The 23,261-nt window shown below is 63.5% G+C and carries 25 protein-coding genes; 24 read left to right on the forward strand and 1 reads right to left on the reverse strand.

Features of this window, described 5'->3' with window-relative positions:
* Positions 1-5 precede the first annotated feature (5 nt).
* The 21 genes from N5B55_RS05290 (at position 6) to N5B55_RS05390 (ending at position 16,903) form a co-directional block, all read left to right on the forward strand.
* Positions 6-233, forward strand: coding sequence for an Acb2/Tad1 domain-containing protein (locus N5B55_RS05290; protein ID WP_304539406.1), 228 nt, complete (start codon positions 6-8; stop codon positions 231-233).
* 144 nt (positions 234-377) lie between these two features.
* Positions 378-1,097 (forward strand): hypothetical protein, encoded by a 720-nt coding sequence (locus N5B55_RS05295; RefSeq protein ID WP_304539407.1) that lies wholly within the window; start codon positions 378-380, stop codon positions 1,095-1,097.
* Positions 1,098-1,168: 71 nt separating this feature from the next.
* Positions 1,169-1,609, forward strand: a complete 441-nt coding sequence (locus tag N5B55_RS05300) for an RNA chaperone Hfq (RefSeq protein ID WP_304539408.1) — start codon at positions 1,169-1,171, stop codon at positions 1,607-1,609.
* Positions 1,609-3,042 carry a DnaB-like helicase C-terminal domain-containing protein gene (locus tag N5B55_RS05305; RefSeq protein ID WP_304539409.1) on the forward strand — a complete coding sequence of 478 codons (1,434 nt, stop codon included), beginning with the start codon at positions 1,609-1,611 and terminating at the stop codon, positions 3,040-3,042. The genes N5B55_RS05300 and N5B55_RS05305 overlap by 1 nt, the downstream gene beginning before the upstream one ends.
* An 81-nt stretch (positions 3,043-3,123) precedes the next feature.
* Positions 3,124-4,218, forward strand: coding sequence for a hypothetical protein (locus N5B55_RS05310; protein WP_304539410.1), 1,095 nt, complete (start codon positions 3,124-3,126; stop codon positions 4,216-4,218).
* A gap of 83 nt (positions 4,219-4,301) precedes the next feature.
* Complete coding sequence (locus tag N5B55_RS05315) at positions 4,302-4,781, forward strand: WGR domain-containing protein (RefSeq protein WP_304539411.1); 480 nt, start codon at positions 4,302-4,304, stop codon at positions 4,779-4,781.
* Positions 4,778-4,990 carry a hypothetical protein gene (locus N5B55_RS05320; RefSeq protein ID WP_304539412.1) on the forward strand — a complete coding sequence of 71 codons (213 nt, stop codon included), beginning with the start codon at positions 4,778-4,780 and terminating at the stop codon, positions 4,988-4,990. Before N5B55_RS05315 ends, N5B55_RS05320 begins: the two co-directional genes overlap by 4 nt.
* A gap of 12 nt (positions 4,991-5,002) precedes the next feature.
* The gene (locus tag N5B55_RS05325; protein ID WP_304539413.1) at positions 5,003-5,605 is read left to right on the forward strand and encodes a hypothetical protein; all 603 of its coding nucleotides are present in this window, start codon (positions 5,003-5,005) and stop codon (positions 5,603-5,605) included.
* Positions 5,606-5,631: 26 nt separating this feature from the next.
* Complete coding sequence (locus N5B55_RS05330; protein ID WP_304539414.1) at positions 5,632-5,961, forward strand: hypothetical protein; 330 nt, start codon at positions 5,632-5,634, stop codon at positions 5,959-5,961.
* Positions 5,958-7,358 (forward strand): ATP-dependent DNA ligase, encoded by a 1,401-nt coding sequence (locus N5B55_RS05335; protein WP_304539415.1) that lies wholly within the window; start codon positions 5,958-5,960, stop codon positions 7,356-7,358. The genes N5B55_RS05330 and N5B55_RS05335 overlap by 4 nt, the downstream gene beginning before the upstream one ends.
* Positions 7,355-7,756 (forward strand): hypothetical protein, encoded by a 402-nt coding sequence (locus tag N5B55_RS05340; protein WP_304539416.1) that lies wholly within the window; start codon positions 7,355-7,357, stop codon positions 7,754-7,756. Before N5B55_RS05335 ends, N5B55_RS05340 begins: the two co-directional genes overlap by 4 nt.
* A 7-nt stretch (positions 7,757-7,763) precedes the next feature.
* Entirely contained in the window at positions 7,764-7,961 is a 198-nt protein-coding gene (locus N5B55_RS05345) for a hypothetical protein (RefSeq protein ID WP_304539417.1), read from the forward strand.
* The gene (locus N5B55_RS05350; RefSeq protein ID WP_304539418.1) at positions 7,958-8,398 is read left to right on the forward strand and encodes a hypothetical protein; all 441 of its coding nucleotides are present in this window, start codon (positions 7,958-7,960) and stop codon (positions 8,396-8,398) included. The genes N5B55_RS05345 and N5B55_RS05350 overlap by 4 nt, the downstream gene beginning before the upstream one ends.
* Positions 8,388-9,035 (forward strand): guanylate kinase, encoded by a 648-nt coding sequence (locus tag N5B55_RS05355; RefSeq protein ID WP_304539419.1) that lies wholly within the window; start codon positions 8,388-8,390, stop codon positions 9,033-9,035. Before N5B55_RS05350 ends, N5B55_RS05355 begins: the two co-directional genes overlap by 11 nt.
* Positions 9,032-9,316, forward strand: a complete 285-nt coding sequence (locus N5B55_RS05360; RefSeq protein ID WP_304539420.1) for a hypothetical protein — start codon at positions 9,032-9,034, stop codon at positions 9,314-9,316. Before N5B55_RS05355 ends, N5B55_RS05360 begins: the two co-directional genes overlap by 4 nt.
* A gap of 38 nt (positions 9,317-9,354) precedes the next feature.
* A complete protein-coding gene (locus N5B55_RS05365; protein ID WP_304539421.1) occupies positions 9,355-9,978 on the forward strand; it encodes a hypothetical protein in 624 nt (207 codons plus the stop codon).
* Positions 9,979-10,800: 822 nt separating this feature from the next.
* The gene (locus N5B55_RS05370; protein WP_304539422.1) at positions 10,801-11,514 is read left to right on the forward strand and encodes a response regulator transcription factor; all 714 of its coding nucleotides are present in this window, start codon (positions 10,801-10,803) and stop codon (positions 11,512-11,514) included.
* Positions 11,498-13,177 (forward strand): FecR domain-containing protein, encoded by a 1,680-nt coding sequence (locus N5B55_RS05375; protein WP_304539423.1) that lies wholly within the window; start codon positions 11,498-11,500, stop codon positions 13,175-13,177. The genes N5B55_RS05370 and N5B55_RS05375 overlap by 17 nt, the downstream gene beginning before the upstream one ends.
* Positions 13,170-15,503, forward strand: coding sequence for a CHASE2 domain-containing protein (locus N5B55_RS05380; RefSeq protein WP_304539424.1), 2,334 nt, complete (start codon positions 13,170-13,172; stop codon positions 15,501-15,503). The genes N5B55_RS05375 and N5B55_RS05380 overlap by 8 nt, the downstream gene beginning before the upstream one ends.
* Positions 15,504-15,916: 413 nt before the next feature.
* The gene (locus N5B55_RS05385; protein ID WP_154207277.1) at positions 15,917-16,624 is read left to right on the forward strand and encodes a response regulator transcription factor; all 708 of its coding nucleotides are present in this window, start codon (positions 15,917-15,919) and stop codon (positions 16,622-16,624) included.
* Between the two features lie 27 nt (positions 16,625-16,651).
* Complete coding sequence (locus tag N5B55_RS05390; RefSeq protein ID WP_012761665.1) at positions 16,652-16,903, forward strand: GlsB/YeaQ/YmgE family stress response membrane protein; 252 nt, start codon at positions 16,652-16,654, stop codon at positions 16,901-16,903.
* A 306-nt stretch (positions 16,904-17,209) separates the two neighbouring features.
* Here the strand turns inward: N5B55_RS05390 and N5B55_RS05395 are convergent, their stop codons facing one another.
* Positions 17,210-17,965 carry a FadR/GntR family transcriptional regulator gene (locus N5B55_RS05395; protein ID WP_009238507.1) on the reverse strand — a complete coding sequence of 252 codons (756 nt, stop codon included), beginning with the start codon at positions 17,963-17,965 and terminating at the stop codon, positions 17,210-17,212.
* Positions 17,966-18,051: 86 nt separating this feature from the next.
* Here N5B55_RS05395 and gudD point away from each other — a divergent pair, with 86 nt between their 5' ends.
* From gudD to N5B55_RS05410, 3 genes are all read left to right on the forward strand, one after another.
* On the forward strand, positions 18,052-19,422 hold the full coding sequence (gene gudD, locus N5B55_RS05400; protein WP_304539425.1) for a glucarate dehydratase: 1,371 nt from the start codon (positions 18,052-18,054) through the stop codon (positions 19,420-19,422).
* A gap of 87 nt (positions 19,423-19,509) precedes the next feature.
* A complete protein-coding gene (locus N5B55_RS05405) occupies positions 19,510-20,802 on the forward strand; it encodes an MFS transporter (RefSeq protein ID WP_065857469.1) in 1,293 nt (430 codons plus the stop codon).
* A 10-nt stretch (positions 20,803-20,812) separates the two neighbouring features.
* On the forward strand, positions 20,813-23,224 hold the full coding sequence (locus tag N5B55_RS05410; RefSeq protein ID WP_304539426.1) for a glycoside hydrolase family 31 protein: 2,412 nt from the start codon (positions 20,813-20,815) through the stop codon (positions 23,222-23,224).
* Positions 23,225-23,261 lie beyond the last annotated feature (37 nt).

Raw genomic sequence — 23,261 nt, forward strand, 5'->3', positions numbered from 1 at the left:
CTGACATGGACAACCAACACCGCAAGATCGCCGGCTACCGCGAACTGTCGCAAGAAGAGATCGACCAGATGAACACCATCAAGGCGCTTGGGGCGCAGGTGGGCGACGCGATCAAGAAGCTGCGGGAGATGCAGGGCCTGGACCAGCGGGCAATCGCCATCGGCGCGACGGAGGTCCAGACGGGCTTCATGTGGCTCATCCGGGGCATCACGCAGCCGACAACCTTCGCGTGAGGTGAGCGGGGGAGGGTTCTCTCCCGCTGCTCATACTTGGGTTCCACAGCGCGGGGTCTTGGGTATCCCGCGCGTTCCCGTCAAATACAAGAACAACAAAACAACAATCAACATGCAAATTTTCAGTTTTACGGAGCGGAGAGGATGACCCAAGAACCCAAGCTCGCGGAATGGTTCGGCGAGTTCTACGGGCATGACCTGAGTTTCCTGCACTGCGAGGTGCTGGCGATTCAGAACATCGCGGCAAAGCTGCTCAAGAAGGAGCCGGAGCTGCACACGAAACGCTGGTTCGACTACCGGCGGATGCACCCCACAAAGGCGACCTACCTGTTCTACGCCATGTATGTGCAAGCCTACCGAGACTTCATCACCAAGACCCGCGATCGCGGCATGGGCTCGGCCATCCTGCCGTTCAAAGGCGTCAAGGGCGACTTCATGAACGCGAAGGAGAAGCAAGCGCTGTGGCGGCTGCGGCAGGTGGTCGACAGTCTCGGCATGCGCTACGACTTCTTCCTGCGCTTCGCGATGAACTGGAAGATCGAGCACAACTGGCACCACGTCCCGCGACCGGCACACCTGGCTGCCAACGAGGAGATGCTGGCCGACTGCATGCTCGCCTGGGAGGAGGAGTGCCAGAACAGCCTCCAACTGTGCAAGGACGAGCGCTACCTGGCGTCGAATTTCTTCGGGCATGCGGACCAGCTCGCCTACGAGCAGTTCATCGTCGGTCAGATCAAGACGCGCGCCCACCCAAAATACTCGCTGCATGCTGCGCTCTATATATACGGTGTGCTGCGCATCGAGGCGGCCCTGACGCACTTCACGCGGGAACAGGTCGAAGAAGCCCTGTCTCTCGCTCAATAATATAAGTCAACGCTGACTATAATCAGCGCGTCGACGCAAAGAAGCGTCATTGTCCAATCAGGAGAGATTGCATGTTGTCCACCACCGAAGCAGAACGCATGGCTCAACTCGCGGAAGGCGCCCGCATGGCCCGTAGCGAGGGAGAGTCGTTCGGCAGCTTCACACGCCGCCCCGGCACCCTGTCCGTCCGTCGTAACGTCGACCGCGCCGAGCGTCCCGCTCGTAGCGGCTTCCAGCCCCGCAGCAAGCCGGCGAACGCAGCGAAGGGGCACGAAGCCTTTCTGAAGGCGCTCGAAACGTCGGGTGCCTCGATCAGCGTGCTGATGGCCAGCGACGGCGAGTCGATCGTCGGCCGCGTCAAGACCTCCGACAAGTTCACCGTCTCGCTGGAGACGAATGACGGCACGTGGGTGGTGTTCAAGCACGATATCAGCCGCTTCAAGCCGCTGACGCCCCGTCCCAACAAGGACACCGAGACAACCGCCGCAGGCGCTGACGAGGGCAACGCCTGATGAGCGCTGTAGCCGATATTCCGCTCACGCCGGATGAATCGGTGACTGAAATGGTCGGCAAAGCCTATACGGGTGGCGCCGCCACAGTCGCCCCCGAACCGACCGCCGGTGCAGAAGCGCAGGAGGTCTCCAAGTTCGAGTTCGACGAGGAGTTCCAGACGCGGATCGCAACGCTTGCCATCCGCGACGGCGAGTTCATGCGCCGTGCCGCCCACCTGCTCAAGCCCGAGTATTTCGAGAACATCGGCCAGGCGGGGCTTGTGAACCTTGCCCTGCGCTACCTGAGCAAGTATGGCCAGCTTCCCACGCTGCCCACATTTGGGATGCTGCTCAAGGATGCGCGGGACTCGAAGATGCTCCGCCAGGCGGAAGTCGCCGAGTGCGTGGCCCAGCTGCGGCAGATGAAGGACGCATCGCTCGCTGATCGTGAATACGTCGAGGACAAGCTGTCCGAGTGGGTGCGTCACCAGGCGGTCGGCCAGGCCATTCTCGAGTCGGTGAGCCTGCTCGAACGCAAGGAGTTCAGCAAGATCGAGAAGCTGGTCAAGTCGGCGGTCGATGTTGGGATCAGCGAGGACGGCGAGGAGTATGACTTCTACACCAAGATCGACGAGCGGACGGACGAGCGTCTCGACAAGGCGGCGGGCAAGATGCCGCCCACCGGCGTTACGACCGGCGTCGCGAAGATGGACGAGATCCTCTACCACAAGGGTTGGGGCAAGAAGGAGCTGACCACGCTGATGGGTGGGGCGAAGGCCGGTAAGACGACCGCGCTGATCAACTTCGCCAAGAACGCCTCGTTGGCCGGCAAGAACGTGCTTTACGTCACGCTCGAAGTGGCCGCGCGGATCATCGCCGAGCGTTTGGATGCGTCGATCTCCGACAACCTGATCAAGGAACTCGGCAAGAACATCCACGACATTCGGACGAAGATCGAGTCCTTGCAGAAGCGGGCGGGCAAGCTGCTGCTGCGCGAGTATCCATCGGGCACGTTCACGCCCAACATGCTGCGCGCACTGCTGGAGCGCTATAAGGCGCAGGGCATCGTGTTCGACATGGTGGTGGTCGACTACGCGGACATTATGGCGCCCAACTTCCGCTTCAACGATCCGATCGAGAACTCCAAGTCGGTGTATGTGGACCTGCGTGCCATCGCGTTCGAGTTCAACGTGGCGATGCTGACTGCCACGCAGACCAACCGCGAGGGCTACAAGTCCACCGTCGCGAAGGCCGAGCACGTCGCGGAAGACTTCAACAAGGTCCGCACGGTCGACCTGATGATCTCCATCAACGTCACCGAAGAGGAGCGGGCAAAGGGCGAGGCGCGGCTGTATTTCGCTGCGTCGCGTAACCAGGAGTCCGGCTTCACGATCTTCATCAAGCAGGACTTGGCCAAGATGAAGTTCATCGAGTCCATCTTGCGAATCGAGTAGCGCAGGGAAGAAAGCAGGGGGCGATCTGTCCCCTGCGTGCGATGCGTAGCATCACGTGTATTGAATCGAAGTGATCGAAAAATGGCCGCAAACGAAGAACTGCAAGAGGCGCTAGATACGCTGGACATTGAAGCCTGGCTCGACCAAGAGGGCATCAAGTATCTCGTCACGCGCGGCGCTCGCGGCCTCCAGCTCAACGTAAAGGAGTGCCCAGTCTGCGGCAACTCCAACTACAAGGTCTACCTGAATGCGGAGACAGGGCTGGGCAATTGCTTTCATGGCGATTGCGAGGCCAAGTTCAACAAGTGGAGCTTCATCAAGGCCACCCACAGCACTCTGTCGGCGCGGCAGGTGATCGACCACATTAAGCAGGCAGCGAAAGAGCAGGGCTGGCGGCCGCCGCGCACCGTCGCAGTGGCCGTCAACATGCACACCGAACTGATCCTGCCCGAATCCATTGCGTTGCCGGTCAAGGGGCGCAACCTGCGCTATCTGGACAACCGCAACATCAACGGCACGATCGCCAAGTATTTCAACCTGCGATTCTCCCAGCGCGGCGTGTTCCGCTACGTGGATGCGGAGGGCAAGCGCCGCGTTCAGGACTATGCGAACCGGATCATCATTCCGATCTTCGACCTGCGAGGCGACCTGGTGAGCTTTCAGGGACGCGACATTACCGGCACGGCCGATAAGAAATACCTGTTCCCGCCAGGGTTCGCGTCGACGGGCAGTGTGCTCTACAACGGCCAGAACGCGATCGGCGCCAAGCGCGTCGTGATCGGTGAGGGCGTCTTCGATGTGGCGGCAACAAAGATCGCGCTCGACGGCGACATGGCGCTACGCGACGTGGTGCCCATCGGCAGCTTCGGCAAGCACCTGTCGGAGGGCGACGAGAACAGCCAGGTGGCGCGGCTGCTGGAACTGAAGGCGAAGGGCCTCGAGCAGGTGACGTTCCTGTGGGACGGCGAGCAGCGAGCCATCGCGGACGCCATCAAGGCGGCACTCATGCTGCGCAAGTTCGGCTTCGTGGCGCGGGTGGGGATTCTGCCGCCCGACAAAGATCCGAACGAAGTGCCGGCGGAGGTGGTGCGCCAGGCGTTCTGGCGCGCGGAGGTCATCACGCCCACGTCGGCGACCAAGCTGATGATCCAGCACAAGCTCAAATTTGCCGCTTAATTCCAGTCACGATTGACTACTAAGCCCTGCGTCTGATGCGCAGAATAGAAACATCGAACGAACAAGCAGCAAAAGAGGTGCGCATGGCAGAAAAAATCATCATTGACTGTAAGTTGCTGTCGCACAGTGGCGGCACCAAGTTCTACGAAGTGATCCAGCTCCACAACGTCGAGGCCAAGAGCTTTGTGCTGGTGAAGCGCTGGGGCAAGAACGGCGTGATGGTCGGCGGTGGTGGTGAGGTGAAGACCGAAACCTTCAGCGACATCCGCAGGTGCCAGGCCGCCGCACACAAGATCGTCGAGGAGAAGAAGAAGGGCAAGCCAGGGCAGGGCGAATACGCCCCGACCAGCGCCAACTTTGGACTGCATAACCTCGTGGGTGAGTTTACGCACGGCCAAACCTACCAAGCAGTTAAGGAGCACTACGGCGTCGTTGTCGCGGAAAACCTTCGCCAGGCGCTGCGGCTCGGCGAAGCCATCGTGCCCGTCGAAATCGACGACGTGATCGAGGAAGGGCCGCCGGCCGCACCCATTGATCGCGGCGACGCATGGGGCAGCTGGTGAGCCAGATCGTCGAGCTTGAGCGGCTCCACCCCAACACGCGGCAGGCCATCGCGCATGACCTGCGCTGCCAAGTCCTTCTGAGCGTCGTCGCTGTGCGCCAGCAGAAGGCAGAACTCGAATGCAAGCGCGGGCTGTTCGGCGCCATGTTGCGCGAGCACGTCCGCATCCGACAACACGAAGAAGCCCGCCCCGGTTGGGGCTCTTGGTAAGGAGTGAGCGCAATGGCCACCAAACAATCGTCGTTCAACTTCGTGGACGACTCGTTCTATCCGCCGTCGGCATCTGCCAGCCCGAGCAACGCCTTCTACCTGCGCGGCTGCGATGTGGTGCAGCACCGACCGGCTTACTGCTCGTGCCTGGCCAAGATCGAGGCACGTCAGCACGGTGGGCTGGACAGCATGTATGCCGGCTGCTCCACCGCCATCGGGCACAAGACCTGTCCCGCCCTGTCGATGCGCTCGGAGGAAGAGCTGGCAGGTAAGGCGATCTATTTCGTGAACCGCGACAAGCTGCGAGCGTTTGCTGACGAGCAGGCCGGTCAGGTCACGCCTTCGCTCTCGAAGGTCAGCGAGTCGAGCCTCAAGCCCGCCCCGCGCCCCGCGCTCAAGCGCCCCGCCGAGTCGAGCATCTTCCCGACGATGGCCGACGGCTACGCCGCAGCGATCAACGCGGGCATCGCAGAACTGAACAAGCGGACACCGGCACCCGCATCTGTGCCGGAACAGCCCAAGCAAGTCGTGAGCTTGCCGTCGATGAGCCCGAACCCAGGCGAGAGCATGGTCGAGTTCGCCCGACGGATGGCAGCACAACGCGCCGCAGCTTAACCCCATCACTCACTGGAGAATCTCATATGTTGAACGAAGCCGCCAAACCGACCGCAGCCCAAATCCTCGCCTTCCAAACCAAGCTCGAGGAGCACATGCCGAAAGCCGGCGAACTGGTGAACGAAGCCGTCACGAAGGCGCTGTCCGCGCAGCTGCTGCCCGCTGCCACCACCGTCGCGCTGATCGTGGGCGCCGTGAATCTGGCCACCACGCTGGTCGTCAACCAGGGCGGCGACGCCGACACCATCAAGAAGATGGTGCAGGACTTGGTGGACAAGGCGCTGGGCGACGTTGACCTGAACATTGAGGCGATTCGCGGCATCGTGACCGGTCAGGCAGAGCAGGTGGCGGCATGAACTCGTGCGACATTTTCAAGCTGATCGAGCAGATCGCCAGCACGTCGAGCAAGAACGAAAAGCTGGCGCTGGTGAAGGCCAACATCGAGGACGCTGACTTCGTGCGCGTCCTGAAGGCAGCGCTCGACCCGACCGTGACATACGGCATGGCCAAGCGGCCCGAGATTACGCTCACCGGCCTGCCGCGCTTCCATCAATTCGATGCGGGCACGTGGGAAATCCTCACCGACATGGCTGCGCGCAAGCTCACCGGCAACGCCGCGATCGAAGCCGTGCGCGGCGAAATGATGGCGCTCACCGAAGAGTCGGCAGAGTTGTTCTGGCGCATCGTGGCCAAAGACCTGCGTGCCGGCTTCTCGGCCGAGACGGTGAACAAGGCGAAGAGCGGCACGATCCCCGACTTCCCCTACATGCGCTGCTCGCTGCCGAAGGATGCCAAGTTCGACAAATGGGACTGGGCAAAGGGCGCCATCTCCCAAGAGAAGGCCGACGCGATGTTCGCGAACGTGAACCACGAGCACGGCGGCCAGGTGGCAATCTCGAGCCGCCAGGGTTCGCAGTTCCCGATCGAGTCGTTCGTGGAGCTGGCCGACACGGTGCGCCGCATGCTCAAGCCTGGCACCCAGACGCACGGCGAAATTGTGGTGTTCCGCGACGGTAAGCCGCTGGCCCGCGCGCTGTCCAACGGCGTCATGAACCGGGTGCTTGATGGCGGCGCGTTCGAAGGCACGGAGCGTCCGGTGTTCTTTGCCTGGGACCAGATTCCCCTCGAGGCAGTGGTCCCCAAAGGCAAGTATGACGTGCCGTATAAGGCGCGCTTCACTGACCTGCTGCGCCAGCTGGTGAGCAACGATGTGAACCCGAACTCGGCCATTCGCGGCATTCCCACGCGGGTCGTTCACTCGCTCAACGACGCCTATCAGCACAGCGGCGAGCTGATGGCGCAGGGCAAGGAAGGCACGGTGCTCAAGTCGCCCGATGCTACCTGGAAGGACGGCACCAGCAAGGAGCAGATCAAGCTCAAGCTGGAGGCGGACATGGATCTGAAGATCAAGGCGATCGTCCCCGGCCGCGCCGGCACCAAGAACGAAGGCCGCGCCGGGTCGCTGACGTGCGAGACGCGCTGTGGCCAGCTCCGCGTGGATGTGGCGGTGAAGAACGAAAGCATGCGCGACCACATCGACGCCAACCCGGAAGAGTGGCTCGAGCAGATCGTCGAGGTGCGCGCCAACGACCTCGTGCTGCCGTCGGCGAGCAACGACCTGCATTCGCTGTTCCTGCCCCGCATGACGGAGGCGACGTTCCGCAAGGACAAGACTGTTGCCGACGACCTTGCTCGCATCGAGGCGATCTTCGCGGCAGCCAAGCTCGGCCAGACCCTGAAGGCGGCTGCATGACAGCCCTGATCGAAGCCTCGCGCGCTGCCGTGAACTTCGACCTCGCCACCGGCACCGTGCAGGTCCGGTTGGCGGTGGACTTGCACGGCGGACGTATGGCGGTGGTGATGCCTATCGCCAGCCCGATGGTCAAAACCATCGAGCCTGGCGAAGTGTCGGAGCCCGCATTCGCCATGCCGGAACACACCTTTCAGGCGTTGGTGGACTCCGCTTGGGACGCCGGCATTCGACCCACGCAACTGAAGAAGGAGCACGCCGCTGGCAGCGAGGCAATGAAGGCGGTGCAGGCCCATCTGGCGGACATGCGCCGGCTGGTGTTCGCCACCCAAGAAACCGGGCCCGACCGGCCCATCACTGTGAGCCTGCGCGAGTCAGGCGACACGGTAGCCACATTCTGAGGAAGGTATGGACGAAGAGCAGTTCAAGAAGGCTCGCGCCACGATGCCCTGGACGCATCAGGTGCTCCCAACAAACCGGGGTGGCCTTGTGCAGGTGCTGGACAACAAGGGCCAGGAGGTGCCGATCTTCACGATGATCGCGCTCCTTGAAGTCGTGACGCGCAAGCTGGCGACCCAGGAGCCGGCGGCAGAGGAGGCTGCATGAGCACCGAGCCGAAGGCGTTGAAGGGCGCGCTCTGTATCTCCCGCCCGAGCCGCAGCAATGGTGAGGACGTGATCAAGCTGGAGCTGAAGGACAGCAACTCTGGCCAGCGCTTCCTCGCGATCGAAATGACGCCCGCAGATTTTGCGATGGCCGTGACGGGGCTCTCGTATGTGCCGGTGGAGTTCGTGCTGCGCGGCCGCGAAAACGTGGGGCTGATCAAGCAGACCATGCCTGGCCGCCTCGTCTTGCCCAGAGAGAAGCGCAGCTACTGCAAAGAGGAGCTGCGGCAGATGCTGCACGATCGTTGCCAGAAGGAAGGCTGGATTCTGAACGACTACATCGGCGCACAGAACAGCGTCACGACAAGCGAGGACGGCGGCTACACCATCAATTTCAGCTACTACCGATTCGTTGAGGAGGAACTCCATGCGGAATAAGACCATCGTCACGCTGACCGGCCCAAGCTGCGGCGGCAAGTCGACCCTCGAGGGCCTGCTCAAGGCTGAGGGGTTCGTCAACATCGTCTCCACCACGACCCGCCCGATGCGTGAGGGCGAGGTGGACGGCAAGCACTACCACTTCGTCGACGAGAGCCAGTTCCGGCGGATGCGGGAGCAGGGCGCCTTCATCGAATGCGTCGAGTTTGGCGGCAACTTCTATGGAGCATCGGTGAAGGCCGTCGAGCGCGCCACCGCTGACGGCAGTCCCGTCGTCCTGGTGTGCGAGCCCGAAGGCATGAAGCAGATCAGCGCCTACGCGGACCTGCACCGCTGGCAGCATCTGGCCGTCTACGTCGACAATCCCGCCGGCGTCATTGCTGAACGCTTCCTCAAGCGCGCGGGCATCGACATTGCCGAGAAGATGATCGCCGGCGACCCGAAGGAGGCTGCCCGTGTGACCAAGACCTACGCGCGGCGCCTCGAGGAGATGATGACGACCGAGCAGACGTGGGCAAAGGCCATCTTCACGAAGGACATTGACCTGCTGCTGCCGACCTTCGACGCTGACAACCAGGACGCGGCCGTGCGCACGATCCTTGAGCGCCTGGCTTCGCAACTGAAGGCGGCCGCATGACTCAGGGCCGCCTCCTGCTTCTGGTGCTGTTTGCCGCGCTGGGCTACTGTCTCACGCAGCTGGGCTTTGGCCAGGGCTTCGCTCTGGGCTTTCTGATGGTCGCCATTCTTGTCACGGTCTGTGCGATGCGTGAGCAAGTGCATGGCGCGCATCTGCGAGCGCTGAAAGCGAAGCATGACGAGCTGGCCGTCCAAAGCCAGGCTCGCATGGATGAGCTTGACCGGCTCAAAGACGCGGTGCTCGCGCACATCGCCAATACACAACCGCCCCACCAAGACTAAGTTCGATGGTATCTTTGAGCGCCTGTTGGAGGATCACAATGCAGGCGCTCAAAGACATTGGCAGCATCGCTGCTCTCTTCGGCTCGTCGCCGCTCGCCAAGTCCCCGCTCTGGGGCAAGCCGGTCGATCAAATTCACCCGGCATCCATTCTCGCGTTCCAGACCCGCCTCGCTTTTGATGGCCAGGCAGCGGAAGCAACGCGCATCATCGAAACCCTGATTGAAGAACTGTCCGCCGCCGTGCAGCGCGGGGAGATTGAGGACGTGCCGGTGGCAGCCTATCGGCCCCCGATGAAGCGCTCGACGCTCGGGGAGTTTCGGCAGCGCCTGGAGCTGATGGACGCACCGCGACCGGCAGCGGTTCTGTTCGGCCTCGAGACGGGTCTGGACATTGAGGCCGTCATCACGCTCACGCGCGAGCAGGCGGCAGCCATGCGCGGTCGGTTGAGCGAGAAGGCGAAAAAGATCCTCGACCTGCAACCGAGGGCGCTTTTTTCCCGCTACGTGTTCTGGCAGACGATCAACGGCCGGCAGCAGCCGCTGTTCGGACTGTCGCTCGAAATTGCCGACCTATTCGACCGGGAATGGTCCGAGCTATGCGCGGCATTCAAGAGCGCGATTCCGGTCGATTTGGAGCTGGAACGCCAGGCGATGTTTGCCTAGAATTTCGGGTGTGGGGCAGGCACAACGAATGAGGGGATTCTTCTTCGGGTGCCAAGCAAAGGTGCGGCCCCTTGCAAGTCCTTGATTTATAAGGCTTTGCAGCGGCCTGCAAAGCCGTGTACGCCGGTTCGATTCCGGCCTCCGCCTCCAGAGTGCAAGAAAAAAGCCCCGACCGGTTCGGGGCTTTTTGTTTTTCCACGCATACGGCTGCCGAATCGCTACGGCGTCAGCGCGGTGCTGACGCACGGCAAGCAACAGTGGTGGATATCTTTGCGAAAAAAAAGAGCAGCCCGCCAAGGCTGCTCTTTTTCGGTGCGGTACGGCTTACTCCTTCGGCTGGATCATCCCCATGCATTCGTGCTTGCTATTCCAGCCGGCTCACCCAGGGGAGTAAGCTTAAGCCGCTTTGCTTTGCCCTTGAAAGGGGCGCCCTGAGACCCTTCGCTCTATCCGCCCGATCACCGCAGGAGCGACCGCGTACCTACTACCCCCGACGCTGGGTACACCCTGTTCTGTTGCAACAAAAAATGATAGAACGGCACAAACTGCCGCCAAAGCGCGGGGCTTTTCACAATTGTTTGCAATGTCGCGGGGGTAGCCTTCTAGGATGGCCTGGGCTCAAGTCGGTGTAGAAGCTGTGCCGGCGGCTTTGAATTTGAGCTTGGGGGCGGTCCGGACCATGCCGGACGCGGCTGATGGTGCAACAACGATGTTCCGGCTGGGGCCCGATCACAACGAGAACGGGTTCGAACCGGCATTCCATGAAGCGACGGCCGGTGATAACAATGGGGCCGGACCCGTCACGGGGAAAGGGCAGTCCAGATGGCGATACGAATTGCCTCGGTAGAAGACAACCAGGCGCAATCTGATTTGATCCGCGAAATCCTGGTTTCGTCGGGGTACGAATGCGAGTGTTTTGCTAACGGGGATGCCTTCGTCAAGGCGCTGCGGGATCGCACATTCGACCTGCTGCTGCTTGATTGGCAGTTGCCGGACATCAGCGGTATCCAGTTGGTGAGCTGGGTGCGGCAGACGGTCGGCCCGGCGCTGCCGGTGCTGTTTCTGACAAACCGCTCGCTTGAAGACGACGTGGTGCGTGGGCTCGCTGCCGGCGCTGACGATTATGTGGTCAAGCCGGTGCGCCGCGCCGAGCTGGTGGCGCGCGTCGGTGCGCTGCTGCGCCGTGCTGCGCCGCGCACCGGTGAATCGCTTGAACGCATTCGCGTCGGTCCGTACGCTGTGGACCCGGTCGGTCGCGTGTTGACACTGAACGGCTCGCAGGTCGAGCTATCGCCGCGCGAGTTTGATCTGGGGCTGTACCTGTTCCGCAATGTCGGCAAGCTGGTGCCGCGCGAGCTGATCGAGCAGGCAGTCTGGGGTCGCAGCATCGGCCCGGATTCGCGCACGCTGGCCACCCATATCTCCAAGCTGCGGCTCAAACTCGATCTCAATCAGAAGAATGGCGTGCGGCTGGTCTCGGTGTATTCGCATGGCTATCGGCTGGAAACCACGCAGGAAGATGGCGAAGCAAGCTGAAGCAAACTGGAATGATTTGATTGGGCGCGCCGCGTTTGTCGGCGCGTTCGTTCTTTTTGGCGGCGTGTGGCAGGCGGCGGTCGCCCAGCCTTCCGGCGCCGATGGCACCGATTTCGTCTACCGCGTGCAGCAGGGCGACACGCTGATCAGCCTCGCAGCGCGTTACATGAACAGCGTCGACGGCTGGCGCCTCCTGCAGCAGCGCAACCATGTCGCTGATCCGTATCGGCTTCAGCCGGGCTCGCTCCTCCGGATTCCGTTCGATCGCATTCCGGTCGTGCCAGCAACGGCGCAGGTCGTGTTTGCACGTGACGCAACCACCGGCGGCAAGCCCCTGCAAGCGGGCATGCAGCTCGCGGAAGAGTCGCAGATCGACACCGGCGACAAAGGCGCCGTAACGCTGGCTTTTAATGACGGCACGCGGGTGACGGTCCCTCCGGGGAGCCATGTGGCGCTGTCAAGGGTCCGGGCGTTTGCGCGCGCCGGGCTGATCGATGTGCGTGTGCACGTCAAGCGGGGCGAAGCCGAATCCAACGTCTCGCCCAAGAAGGGCGGTGTGGGCCGCTACGAAATTTCCACGCCGGCGCTGGTGACCGGTGTGCGCGGTACGCGCTTCCGCGTGCAGACCAGCGAAGCGGGTTCGACGAGCTCTGTGCTGGAAGGTGAGGTCGCCACAAGCGCCGGTCGTCAGAAGCAAGCGGTCAAGGCGGGCTTTGGCGTGGCGGCATCGGCGGGACACCTCAAGCGTGCCGCGCTGCCGGCCCCGCCCAAGCTCGGCGCCATTCCCGAACTTGTGCAGACGCCGTGCCTGCGCGCGACGTGGCAGCCGGTGAAGGGTGCGGTCGGATATCGCGCTGCCGTGGCGCGAGATGCGGCGCTGACCGAACTCAGTGCCTATCAATCAAGCAAGACCCCGGCGGCAACGCTCTGCGGCGATGAGGACGGCGACTACACGCTCGTCGTGCAGAGCGTCGACGCGCTTGGACTGACCAGTGAATCGGCCACGCGGCCATTCACCGTGCGCCTCCACCCCGAAGCGCCATACATGATCCAGCCCGCCAGCGACCGGACCTATCGCAGCGGCGACTTGGCATTCGCGTGGGCGATGGTGTCCGACGCCGGCAGCTATGACATGGAAGTCAGCGATGCCGTGACCTTCGCCTCGCCGGTCATTCAGCAGCATGGCAAGGACGTACGTCTGGTCAGGCCGTTGGCGGCCGGCACATGGTGGTGGCGCGTGCGCTCGGTGGCTGTGGACGGCAAAACCGGCCCGTGGAGCGATGCCCTGCGTTTCCGCGTGCTCGACATTCCTCTCGATGCCGTGCCGACTGCCGCAGTGGACGCCGGAGACGACGGCAAGCTGCATGCCCATTGGTCTGCGCTGTCGCCTGAGCTTGCCGCATCGGGCGCGCGTACGCGGGTGCAACTGGCGGGCGACGCAGCCTTCGCCAAGCCCATCGTCGACATCGTCAGCGAAGGCAACGAAGCCACCATTCCGCGGCCGCCCTCGGGCGTGTACTACATCCGCACCGGCATCGAGTTGGGCGATGCGGCGTCGGTGGTCTACGCCAAGCCGCAGCGCATTGACGTCGGCACCTTCGTCGGCGACTCCATGCGCAGCCCGGTGCAGAGCGGCGACGGCAATCTCCTTCTCAATGACTGAATCCGGACCCGCCAAATCAGCCGTGCGCAGCCTCGGGCTGCGGGCGCTGGTGGAGTGGGGTGTCCTGGTGGCGCTGGCTGCGCTGCTGACGTTGGGCGCGGTGCGCTGGAGCGTGGTCGCGCGACTCGATGCAGCGCTGTACGACACGGTTGTCACGCTGCACGGACATGCACTGCGCGACGACATCGTGGTCGTTGCCATTGATGACCAGAGCCTGGATGCGGTGGGACGCTGGCCCTGGCCGCGTAGTCGCTTGGCCGATCTGATTGCGCGGGTGGGGCAGGCGCAACCGCGTGCCATCGGCGTCGATATTCTGCTGATCGAACCCGATCTTGCGCACCCTGAAGGCGACCGCGCATTGATCGAGGCCATCCGGCAAGCCGGACACGTCATCCTGCCCGCGCTACCCGAGCGCACGGAACAGGGGCGCGTGTACCACTATCCGTTCCTTGGTATCAACGCTGCCGTCGCACATATCAATGCGGCGCCCGACCCAGACAGCGTGGTGCGCGGTATGTATCTGACGGAAGGGCCGAGCGCCCATATGCTGGACCACCTGGCCGTGCAGCTTGCGCGGCAGGCGCAGCGCTCGCCCGTCTCCATGCCGGTGCTGTCCGATGTGGAGAGCGATGCGACCGGCTGGACGCGGCGTGGGCATATCCGCCTGAACTTTGCCGGACAGGCGGGAACGTATCGGCACGTGCCTGCCCTGGACGTGCTCAACGGCCACGTGGCGCCCGATGCGCTGGCCGGCAAGCTGGTGCTGATCGGCGCCACGGCATCGGGGGTGTCCGATATTTTTGCGACGCCACCGTCGCGCACGATGAGCGGCGTGGAAGTGCTTGCCAATGCCACCCAGACCGTGCTCGAGGGCAGCGCCATCCTGCCGGTGTCGCCCAGCGTGTTTTGGGGGATGACTCTGCTTCCCTTGCTGATGACCGCATTTGCGGTGCGTTGGCTTACCCCGCGCATGGCGCTTGCCGTGGCGCTGGCGGGTGCTGCCGTACTCCTGTCGAGCGCGATCGGCGCGCTGGTGTTCGACAATCGCTGGTTGCCGCCGTTCGCCGCGCTGGTTGGCCCGCTGGTGTTGTACCCGCTGTGGAGCTGGCGCCAGCAGGAAGCCGCGCTGCGGTTTCTGCGCGACGAGATGCAGCGTCTGGCGCGTGAGCCCGGCCTCTTGGCTGAGACCGCGCCGCTGGCACGCCCCGGCCGCACGTTGGGCGCGCACATGGATGCCGTGGCCTCGCTTACGGATAAGTTGCGGGCGCTGCGTCGCTTCCTGGCCGATGCGCTCGAGAGCCTGCCCGATGCCACCGTCATCTGCACGCACGATGGCGCGATCCGCCTCGCCAACGGCCGCAGCGCCGACCTGGCCCGCCAGCAGCAGACGCCAGGTCAGAACCGCGCGGCTGCGTTGCGCGACCTGCCGACGCTGCTGGCGCGCGCGTTTCCCGACCCTTCCGCTGGTGTGCACTACTGGGCGCGCTGGCTGGCCGATCCCACCGGACTCGAACCTGTCGAGCTGCAGACGCACGATGGCCGGTCGATGTTGATGCACGCCGCCGCGTTGCGTGACCAAGCCGGCCGCCCCGTCGACATCATCGTCAGTTTTGCCGACATCACCCCGGTGCGACAGGCCGAGCGCCATCGCGAAGAAGCGCTGCGCTTCATCTCGCACGACATGCGTTCACCGCAGAGCGCGATCCTCGCCCTGATCGAACTGCAGCGCGATGCCTCGCGCGCGTTGGATCGCGAGGCGCTGCTCTCACGCATCGAGCAACTGTCGTCGCGCACGCTGGAGCTGGCCGACGCCTTCATCGACCTGGCCCGCGCTGAATCGCAAACGCTCAAGCTGGTGGATGTGGATCTGGTGGGCCTTGTGCTCGATGCCGCTGACGAGGTCTGGCCGCTGGCGAATCGTCATCGGGTGGAAGTGCGCGTGGTGGCCGACATCGAAGCGCCTGTCCACGGTGAGCCGCGCTTGCTGGTGCGTGCGTTGGTGAACCTGCTCAACAACGCCATCAAGTTCAGCGCCGCCGGTTCTGTGGTGACGGTGACGGTGGAGCAGGACGACGCAGTGTTCTCGGTGGCCGTGGCGGATCAGGGTGCCGGCATTGCCCTGGCCGATCAGCCGCGGCTGTTCCAGCCGTTCCATCGCTTGCATGAGGAGGCGGCCAATGCGCCCTCCGGCAGCGGGTTGGGCCTCGTGTTCGTGAAGACGGTGGTGGATCGACATGGTGGGCGCATAACTGTGCAGAGCGCGCCGGGGCTGGGGTCCACTTTCACGCTGTGGCTGCCGCGCGGAACGCTTCGTCACGACGCCTGAGGCCAGCGAGGTCTCGTGTGGCCTTCGCCACATTCCCTTTTCAATCATTTGCATTTCGGCACAGCGGCGGCCCTACAGTTCATTGGCCGACCCGCGCAGCATGCACCGGTGACACACCGGTCGAGAGACGGCGGCACCTTGGAACAAACCGAGCACAGACACGCCCGAGGCGCCGCGTATGTTGAGCCAGACTGCAACCGATGTTTTGAGCGAATGCGATTACGAATGCATTCGCGCGCAACTGCATCACGCCCTGCGCGGTCACGGGAACCCGCCGCAGGGGAGTGGCTTCTGGCTGGCTGGTCGGCATGTAGCCGTGTGGTCCGGCGGCGGTGGAGACGATAGCAATGCACGGCACCATCGTCACACCGCCGCTTGACCGCGCCGCACGCAGTCCACTACGACACCGAGCCATGAAAATCGGTCTGATCGACACGCACCTCGCCCGCCAGCAGGCGATCCACTCGGCGCTGCGGCCCACGCGCTTTGAATGTGTGCCGCTGTTTCTTTCTCGCCAGGTTTTTGAAGCCATCGACCTGCACGGCATCAACCTGCTGATGGTCGGGGCACATGCCCATGACATGCCAGGCTTGTCGCTGGTGCGTACGGTTCGCGAACGCGTGGGGCCGGGCATGGCAATTGTCTACCTCGCCGACGGGCAGGCCGACACCGAAACCGCCGATGCGCTCAACCACGGCGCAGACCTCTGCTTTCAAGGTGATATCCGGCCGCCGGAATTGCTGGCGCGGCTCGATGCGTTGATTCGGCGCTTTGCCGTGAGCCGCGCCGTGCGGGCGTCGGAGATTCGCCTGGGCCCCTATACGCTGGATCGGCAGAACCGTTCCATCCGCCTGCGTGATACGTCAGTGTCGGTACATGCGCGTGAGTTTGAATTGGCGCTGTTGCTCTTTGCGAATGCTGGGCGCGTTCTTTCACGCTCCGACATTGAACTGGCGCTCTGGGGCCGAGAGCTGAGCCCGTATTCACGCACGCTCGATACGCACGTGTCACGCCTGCGCAAGAAGTTGCTGCTGGGTACGGAGAACGGCCTGCGCCTGCGCGCGATCTATGGACAGGGCTTCTGTCTGGAGCGCGTGATCGACGCCGAAGCAACGCACTGACAGCCTTGACCCGCCGGAGCCGCTGCCATGCAATTGCTCTGTATCACCATCCTCATCGGCTTTCTGGCCGGGCTTGTGGCCCGATGGGTGACGCCGCGCAGCGGTGCAAGCGGCTTCGTCCTCACCATCATGGTCGGCATTGCCGGTGCGCTGGCCGCGGCCTTTTTCGGTCAGTTGCTGCATTGGTATGAGCCAGGCCAACTGGCGGGGTTTGCCGGCACGATCGCAGGCGCCGCCATCCTGCTGGCCGGCTATCACGTGCTGGCGCGCGAACGCTGAGCCGGTCGTCTCAAAGTTAGAGCCCCGCAAGTCGGGGCTTTTTTGTGGGTAAAGCAGTGGAGGGGATTCGACCGCCCACCACCAAAAGAAACGCCCTGACACTCGGGACAGCAGCATCAGGGCCAAGAAGACCGCGGCTCTCTCTTCCGCGGCCGGAGCGCACCCACGAGGGGTCGGTGCAAGCTCAGGTTACGTGGCTGAGAGCGGGCGAATGCAAATCTTTATCAACAGCGCTAAGACCGGAGATTGTGGTCGGTGCCGAACGCCTGATAAGACGTCGTACAACCTGCCGCCGTATTGGCCCGCTCAGCTGCCTGTTGCGGTCGTTTGAGTGCCAGCCGCTTCGTGCGCCCGGCGCAGACGCTCGCGGCTGTTTGACAGGTGCATGCGCATGGCGGCGCGAGCGGCTTCGGGATCTTTCCGCGCAATGGCTTCGAAAACGCTGTGGTGCTCGCGGTTGACCGTGGCGCGCAGTTCGGGCGCGTTTAGGTAGCCGACCTGCGCCAGCCCCATCCGCGTGCGGGGAATGAGCGTCTTGCCGAGCTGGGCGAGGGCGCCCACGAAATGTTCGTTGCCGGTGGCGCGAGCAATGCTCAGATGAAATTGGAGGTCGGAGGTGGCGCTGTCGTTGCCCTCCGCCTGGTCCTGCTCGATAGCTTCGAGCGCCAGACGCAGCGCCTCGATCTCGGCCGCGGAGATGCGCTGTGCGGCCAAGCCTGCGCATTCCGTCTCAATGGCGACGCGCAGTTCCAGCATGCTCAAGATCTCGTGCATCGTCGACGCATCGCCCAGCGGGATGCTGTTGTCGATGCGTGGCGGCAGCACAAAGCTGCCGATGCCGTGACGCGTTTCGATCAGCCCCTTGGCTTGCAAGCGCGAAATCGCCTCGCGTACCACCGTGCGGCTCACGCCCAGCGCTTCCATCAACGCGGATTCCGTGGGGAGCTTGTCCCCAATCCGCAGAGATTCACTGGCAATGCGCCCTTTGACGTGGTCCACCACCACGTCCGCCAAGCTTTGGGTGCGGCGCACGAGCGTTGCGGGCGAGCTGACGGTGGGCATGCGGTCTCCGGAAAGGGGCGGGTTTACCAGGGGTGGTTCGACAAGAATGTGTCAATTATAGTCGCGTCCATGTTGTACGACGACTGATGACACACGTGATGACAATCAATCACCCAGCCTCCGAACGCGCAGTCAATACGCCCCGCGTCACACGCCTCCAGGTCATTCCCGTGGCGGGCCGCGACAGCATGTTGCTGAATCTGAGCGGCGCGCATGGCCCGTTCTTCACCCGCAATATCGTCATCCTGGAGGATTCCGCAGGTCACACTGGCGTGGGTGAGGTGCCCGGCGGCGAGTCCATCCGCAAGACCATTGAGGACGCGACGCCGCTGGTTGTCGGACAACCGATCGGCGCGTACAACAACGTTCTGAACAGCGTGCGCCGTCAATTTGCCGATCGTGATGCCGCTGGCCGGGGGTTGCAGACTTTCGATCTGCGCACCACCGTGCATGCGGTGACAGCGCTGGAAAGCGCGCTGCTGGACTTGCTCGGCCAGCATCTGGGCGTGCCCGTGGCGGCCCTGCTGGGGCAGGGGCAACAGCGCGCCAAGGTGCCGGTGCTCGGCTACCTGTTCTTCGTGGGCGATCGCAAGCGCACCGACCTCGACTACGCAGACGGCAGCGATGCCACGGACGACTGGACCCGCGTGCGTCACGAAGAAGCGCTCACGCCGGAGGCCGTCGTGCGCCTCGCCAAGGCCGCCCATGCGCGCTACGGCTTCAAGGATTTCAAGCTCAAGGGTGGCGTGCTGAGCGGCGATGACGAAATGGTTGTCACGACGGCACTGGCCGAGGCCTTTCCCGAGGCGCGCGTCACGCTGGACCCGAACGGGGCGTGGTCACTGGCCGAGGCCATTCGGCTCTGCCGCGACAAGCGCGACGTGCTCGCCTACGCCGAAGACCCTTGCGGTGCAGAAGGCGGTTACTCGGGCCGTGAGGTGATGGCCGAATTCCGCCGCGCCACCGGCCTGCCGACGGCCACCAACATGATCGCCACCGACTGGCGCCAGATGGGACACGCTATCCAGTTGCACTCGGTCGATATTCCGCTGGCCGATCCGCACTTCTGGACGATGCAAGGCTCGGTGCGCGTGGCGCAGATGTGCGACGACTGGGGCCTGACCTGGGGTTCGCACTCCAACAACCACTTCGACATTTCGCTGGCGATGTTCACGCACGTAGCAGCAGCCGCACCGGGCAACATCACCGCCATCGACACGCACTGGATCTGGCAAGACGGCCAGCGCCTGACGCGCGAGCCGTTCCAGATCGTGGGTGGCGAGATCGATGTGCCGGCAGCACCGGGCCTCGGTATCACGCTCGACATGGCGCAACTGGAGAAGGCTCACGCGCTGTACGAGCAGCACGGCCTGGGCGCACGCGACGATGCGATCGCCATGCGCCAACTGATTCCCAACTGGCAGTTCGACAACAAGCGCCCCTGCATGGTGCGTTGACCGCTATGGCGGAAATCGAGGCGGCGCCCGTTGTAGCACGCCGCCTCGTACATCGGTAACCAATAAAAAAATATCGGAGACAACACCGTGAAGACCATCAAGGGCTTGCGCTGGTGGATCATCGTGCTGGTGTGCCTGGGCACGATCGTCAACTATCTGGCGCGTAACTCGCTGGGCGTGCTGGCGCCCACCCTCAAGAGCGAGCTGGGGATGAGCACCCAGCAGTATTCCTACGTGGTCGCGGCCTTTCAGGTCGGCTACACGATCATGCAGCCCGTCTGCGGCTTTATCGTTGATCTGGTCGGTTTGCGTATCGGCTTTGCACTGTTTGGTGTGTTGTGGTCGTTTGCTGGCGTGCTGCATGCGGGCGCCACCGGCTGGCTGTCGTTGGCGGGTTTCCGCGCCTTGATGGGGCTGACCGAAGCCGCGGCCATTCCGTCCGGCATGAAGGCCGTGGCCGAATGGTTTCCGGACAAGGAAAAATCCGTCGCCGTCGGCTGGTTCAATTCGGGCACCTCGCTGGGTGCGATGTTGGCGCCCCCGCTGGTGGTCTTCCTGCATCTGCGTTACGGCTGGCAGTCGGCGTTTGTGGTGACCGGCGCCATCGGCTTCCTGTGGGCCGCGCTGTGGTTTGCCTTCTACCGTTCCCCAAAAGACCATGCCGCGCTGTCCGATGCCGAGCGCGAAAAGATCATCGGCGGGCAGCTCCGCCCGGTGAGCGCAGAGCGCGGCAAGCGCCCGGTCAAGGACGTCGTGACGTCCCGCCGTTTCTGGGCGATTGCGCTGGCGCGCTTTTTTGCCGAACCGGCCTGGCAGACGTTCAGCTTTTGGATTCCGCTTTACTTCGTCAACGAGCGTCACCTCGATCTGAAAGCCATCGCCATGTTCGCGTGGCTGCCATTCCTGGCGGCTGACCTGGGCGGCCTGGCCGGCGGTTACCTGTCGCCGTTCCTGATCAAGCGCTTCCGTATTCCGCTGGTGTGGTCGCGCGTTTGCGGCGTTGTGCTGGGTGCGTTCATGATGATTGGTCCGGCGTGCGTCGGGCTCGTGGCGTCTCCCTATACGGCCATTGCGCTGTTCTGCGTGGGCGGCTTTGCGCACCAGATGATTTCCGGCCTGGTCAATACGCTGTCTGCGGACGTGTTCGACCCGGAAGAGGTCGGCACCGCCAGCGGCTTTGCCGGCATGGCGGCGTGGATCGGCGGTCTGGGCTTCTCGCTGCTGGTGGGTGCACTGGCCGACAAGGTTGGCTATGGCCCGTTGTTCGGCATGCTGGGCGCGTTCGATCTGATCGGCGCGGTGCTGCTGATCGTGCTGATTCGCGGGCAATCGCAGGAAGAGCGCGCCGCGCGTCAGATGAGTCTCTCTGCTTCAAACTGAGTTGAAACCGATGTCCATGTTGCATCCCCCCCGATTCGAACTCCAGGCGCACGAAGGCAACCGGCTGCGCCTGGCCAGCAGCACGGGCGCTGCGATTGAACTCTTCGTGCTCGAAGAAGACATCATTCGCGTGCTGGTGCTTCCGCAGGGCGACCTGCGCGGCCCGGCCACGTGGTCGATTGCACCGGGCGGTGACGACACGCCGCTCGAAGGGCGCGACCGCCGGGACCTGGCCGGCTTCGCGCTCCCGGCATTCCAGCTGCGGAACGATGCCGACACGCTGCGCGTGGAAACCAACAAGGTTCGTCTGAGCGTTGCGCTCGCAGGTGGTTTTTGCACATGGCAGGTCCGCGGAGCCGGCGAGTGGCAGACCGTGCTGAACGATCGCCCCACGCAGGCCTACAACTTCGGCTACTGGGATGAGCAGGTCTACCACTACGTGCGCCGCGAACCCGGCGAAATGTACTTCGGCCTCGGCGAGCGCGCCGGCGACATGAATCGTGCGCACCAGCGCTACGAGATGCGCAACATCGATGCGATGGGCTACAGCGCGCGCACGACGGATCCGCTGTACAAGCACATCCCGTTCTACGTGACGTGGCAACCGGAAAACCGCACCGGCTTCGGGTTGTTCTACGACACGCTGTCAGATTGCAGCTTCGACATGGGCCGCGAGCTGGACAACTACCACGGTCACTATCGGTACTTTGTCGCGCCGCATGGCGATCTCGACTACTACTTCATCGCCTCGCCCGACACGCCGCTCGACGCCACGCGCCGCTTTACGTGGATGACCGGCCGCCCCGCGTGGATGCCGAAGTGGGGCCTCGGTTATTCCGGCTCGACCATGACGTATACCGACGCGCCCAACGCGCAGGAACAGATGGCCGAGTTCATCAAGGGATGCCGTGAGCACGACATTCTGTGCGACTCGTTCCATCTGTCGTCGGGCTATACGTCGATCGGGCCGAAGCGCTACGTCTTCAACTGGAACACCGACAAGTTCCCCGATGTGCGCGGCTTCGTCCAGAGCTATCTGGACGCGGGCATTCGCCTGTGCCCGAACATCAAGCCGTGCCTGCTTCGCGATCACCCGAAGTTCGAAGAAGCCCGGGAAGCCGGCCTGCTGATTTGCGACGCAAGCGGCGAGCCGGCCTGGGTGCAATTCTGGGACGAGGTTGGCGCGTATCTCGACTTCACCAACACGAAAACGCTGGGTTGGTGGAAAGCCAACGTCAAGAGCGCGCTGCTCGAGTACGGCATGGCGTCGACCTGGAACGACAACAACGAGTTCGAAGTCTGGACCCCCGACGCGTTCGCGCACGGGTTTGGCAAGAAGGCGCCCATCCGTGAAGCCAAGGTGCTGCACACCATGCTGATGATGCGCGCCTCGCGCGAAGCGCAGCTCGAATTTGCGCCGCAGCGTCGGCCGTTCCTGGTGTCGCGCTCCGGTGGTGTCGGCATGCAGCGCTATGTGCAGACGTGGTCCGGAGACAACTACACCTCGTGGGAAACGCTGCGCTACAACCTGAAGATGGGCCTGGGGCTAGCGCTGTCGGGCGTCTCGAACATCGGCCACGATATCGGCGGGTTTGCGGGCCCGGCGCCTTCGCCGGAATTGCTGGTGCGCTGGGTGGCGTTTGGCGTGTTCATGCCGCGCTTCTCCATCCACTCGTGGAACGATGACAAGACCGTCAACGAACCATGGATGTATCCGCAGGTCACCTCGCAAATCGCCTCGCTGATCAAGCTGCGCTACCGGCTGATTCCGTATCTGTATGAACTGTTGTGGCAATCCACGCAGGCCTATGAGCCGGTACTGCGGCCGACGTTTGCCGAGTTCCCGAACGACCGCCGCTGCTACGCCGAGTGCGATGACATGATGCTCGGCGCGTCGCTGCTCGTGGCGCCGACGGTGGACGAAGGGCAGACCCATCGCACTGTCTACCTGCCGACCGGCGCGCGCTGGGTGTCGTACTGGAGCGGCGAGGCGTTCGAGGGCGGACAGACCATCACGCTGCCTTCGCCGTGGGACCAACCCGTCATGCTGATTCGCGAAGGCGGCGTGATCGCGCTGAACGTGGCGGAGCAGCATTTCGATCGGCGCGCCGATCAACGCGGCTTCCTTGTCGTGCCCATGCAGGGTGTTGGCGAGACCTCTGGCGGCAGTGTTGAAGACGATGGCGAAACCGAAGCGTGGCGCAACGGCGAGCAGGGCCGCTGGAGCGTGCGTGCGGTGTCAGACGCGCAATCCATCACGCTGCACGTCTCGCGCGAAGGCAAGATGCCGGCGCCGGCCGACACGGTGGAGATTCACTTGCCCGCCGGCGATGCGCGGCCAGTACAGACGCCGCATGCCCGCGTGCTGGAAACCGTTGTTGCGGGTGGCTGGCGCCGCCTGACGTTGCAATTGCCGGCCTAGTGCCGCATTTCCGCTGCGCATCACGATCGGGTCCGCA

It is taken from the genome of Ralstonia pickettii, from assembly GCF_030582395.1.
Taxonomy (GTDB): Bacteria; Pseudomonadota; Gammaproteobacteria; order Burkholderiales; family Burkholderiaceae; genus Ralstonia; species Ralstonia pickettii_D.

Bases quoted from the DNA above. Each gene is read 5' to 3' on its own strand.
- N5B55_RS05340 (WP_304539416.1), top strand. From the start codon at position 7,355: ATGACAGCCCTGATCGAAGCCTCGCGCGCTGCCGTGAACTTCGACCTC.
- N5B55_RS05300 (WP_304539408.1), top strand. From the start codon at position 1,169: ATGTTGTCCACCACCGAAGCAGAACGCATGGCTCAACTCGCGGAAGGC.
- N5B55_RS05330 (WP_304539414.1), top strand. From the start codon at position 5,632: ATGTTGAACGAAGCCGCCAAACCGACCGCAGCCCAAATCCTCGCCTTC.
- N5B55_RS05370 (WP_304539422.1), top strand. From the start codon at position 10,801: ATGGCGATACGAATTGCCTCGGTAGAAGACAACCAGGCGCAATCTGAT.
- N5B55_RS05355 (WP_304539419.1), top strand. From the start codon at position 8,388: ATGCGGAATAAGACCATCGTCACGCTGACCGGCCCAAGCTGCGGCGGC.
- N5B55_RS05290 (WP_304539406.1), top strand. From the start codon at position 6: ATGGACAACCAACACCGCAAGATCGCCGGCTACCGCGAACTGTCGCAA.
- N5B55_RS05345 (WP_304539417.1), top strand. From the start codon at position 7,764: ATGGACGAAGAGCAGTTCAAGAAGGCTCGCGCCACGATGCCCTGGACG.
- N5B55_RS05305 (WP_304539409.1), top strand. From the start codon at position 1,609: ATGAGCGCTGTAGCCGATATTCCGCTCACGCCGGATGAATCGGTGACT.
- N5B55_RS05395 (WP_009238507.1), bottom strand. From the start codon at position 17,965: ATGCCCACCGTCAGCTCGCCCGCAACGCTCGTGCGCCGCACCCAAAGC.
- N5B55_RS05295 (WP_304539407.1), top strand. From the start codon at position 378: ATGACCCAAGAACCCAAGCTCGCGGAATGGTTCGGCGAGTTCTACGGG.
- N5B55_RS05375 (WP_304539423.1), top strand. From the start codon at position 11,498: ATGGCGAAGCAAGCTGAAGCAAACTGGAATGATTTGATTGGGCGCGCC.
- N5B55_RS05365 (WP_304539421.1), top strand. From the start codon at position 9,355: ATGCAGGCGCTCAAAGACATTGGCAGCATCGCTGCTCTCTTCGGCTCG.
- N5B55_RS05310 (WP_304539410.1), top strand. From the start codon at position 3,124: ATGGCCGCAAACGAAGAACTGCAAGAGGCGCTAGATACGCTGGACATT.
- N5B55_RS05350 (WP_304539418.1), top strand. From the start codon at position 7,958: ATGAGCACCGAGCCGAAGGCGTTGAAGGGCGCGCTCTGTATCTCCCGC.
- N5B55_RS05385 (WP_154207277.1), top strand. From the start codon at position 15,917: ATGAAAATCGGTCTGATCGACACGCACCTCGCCCGCCAGCAGGCGATC.
- N5B55_RS05360 (WP_304539420.1), top strand. From the start codon at position 9,032: ATGACTCAGGGCCGCCTCCTGCTTCTGGTGCTGTTTGCCGCGCTGGGC.
- gudD (WP_304539425.1), top strand. From the start codon at position 18,052: ATGACACACGTGATGACAATCAATCACCCAGCCTCCGAACGCGCAGTC.
- N5B55_RS05390 (WP_012761665.1), top strand. From the start codon at position 16,652: ATGCAATTGCTCTGTATCACCATCCTCATCGGCTTTCTGGCCGGGCTT.
- N5B55_RS05410 (WP_304539426.1), top strand. From the start codon at position 20,813: ATGTCCATGTTGCATCCCCCCCGATTCGAACTCCAGGCGCACGAAGGC.
- N5B55_RS05325 (WP_304539413.1), top strand. From the start codon at position 5,003: ATGGCCACCAAACAATCGTCGTTCAACTTCGTGGACGACTCGTTCTAT.
- N5B55_RS05380 (WP_304539424.1), top strand. From the start codon at position 13,170: ATGACTGAATCCGGACCCGCCAAATCAGCCGTGCGCAGCCTCGGGCTG.
- N5B55_RS05335 (WP_304539415.1), top strand. From the start codon at position 5,958: ATGAACTCGTGCGACATTTTCAAGCTGATCGAGCAGATCGCCAGCACG.
- N5B55_RS05315 (WP_304539411.1), top strand. From the start codon at position 4,302: ATGGCAGAAAAAATCATCATTGACTGTAAGTTGCTGTCGCACAGTGGC.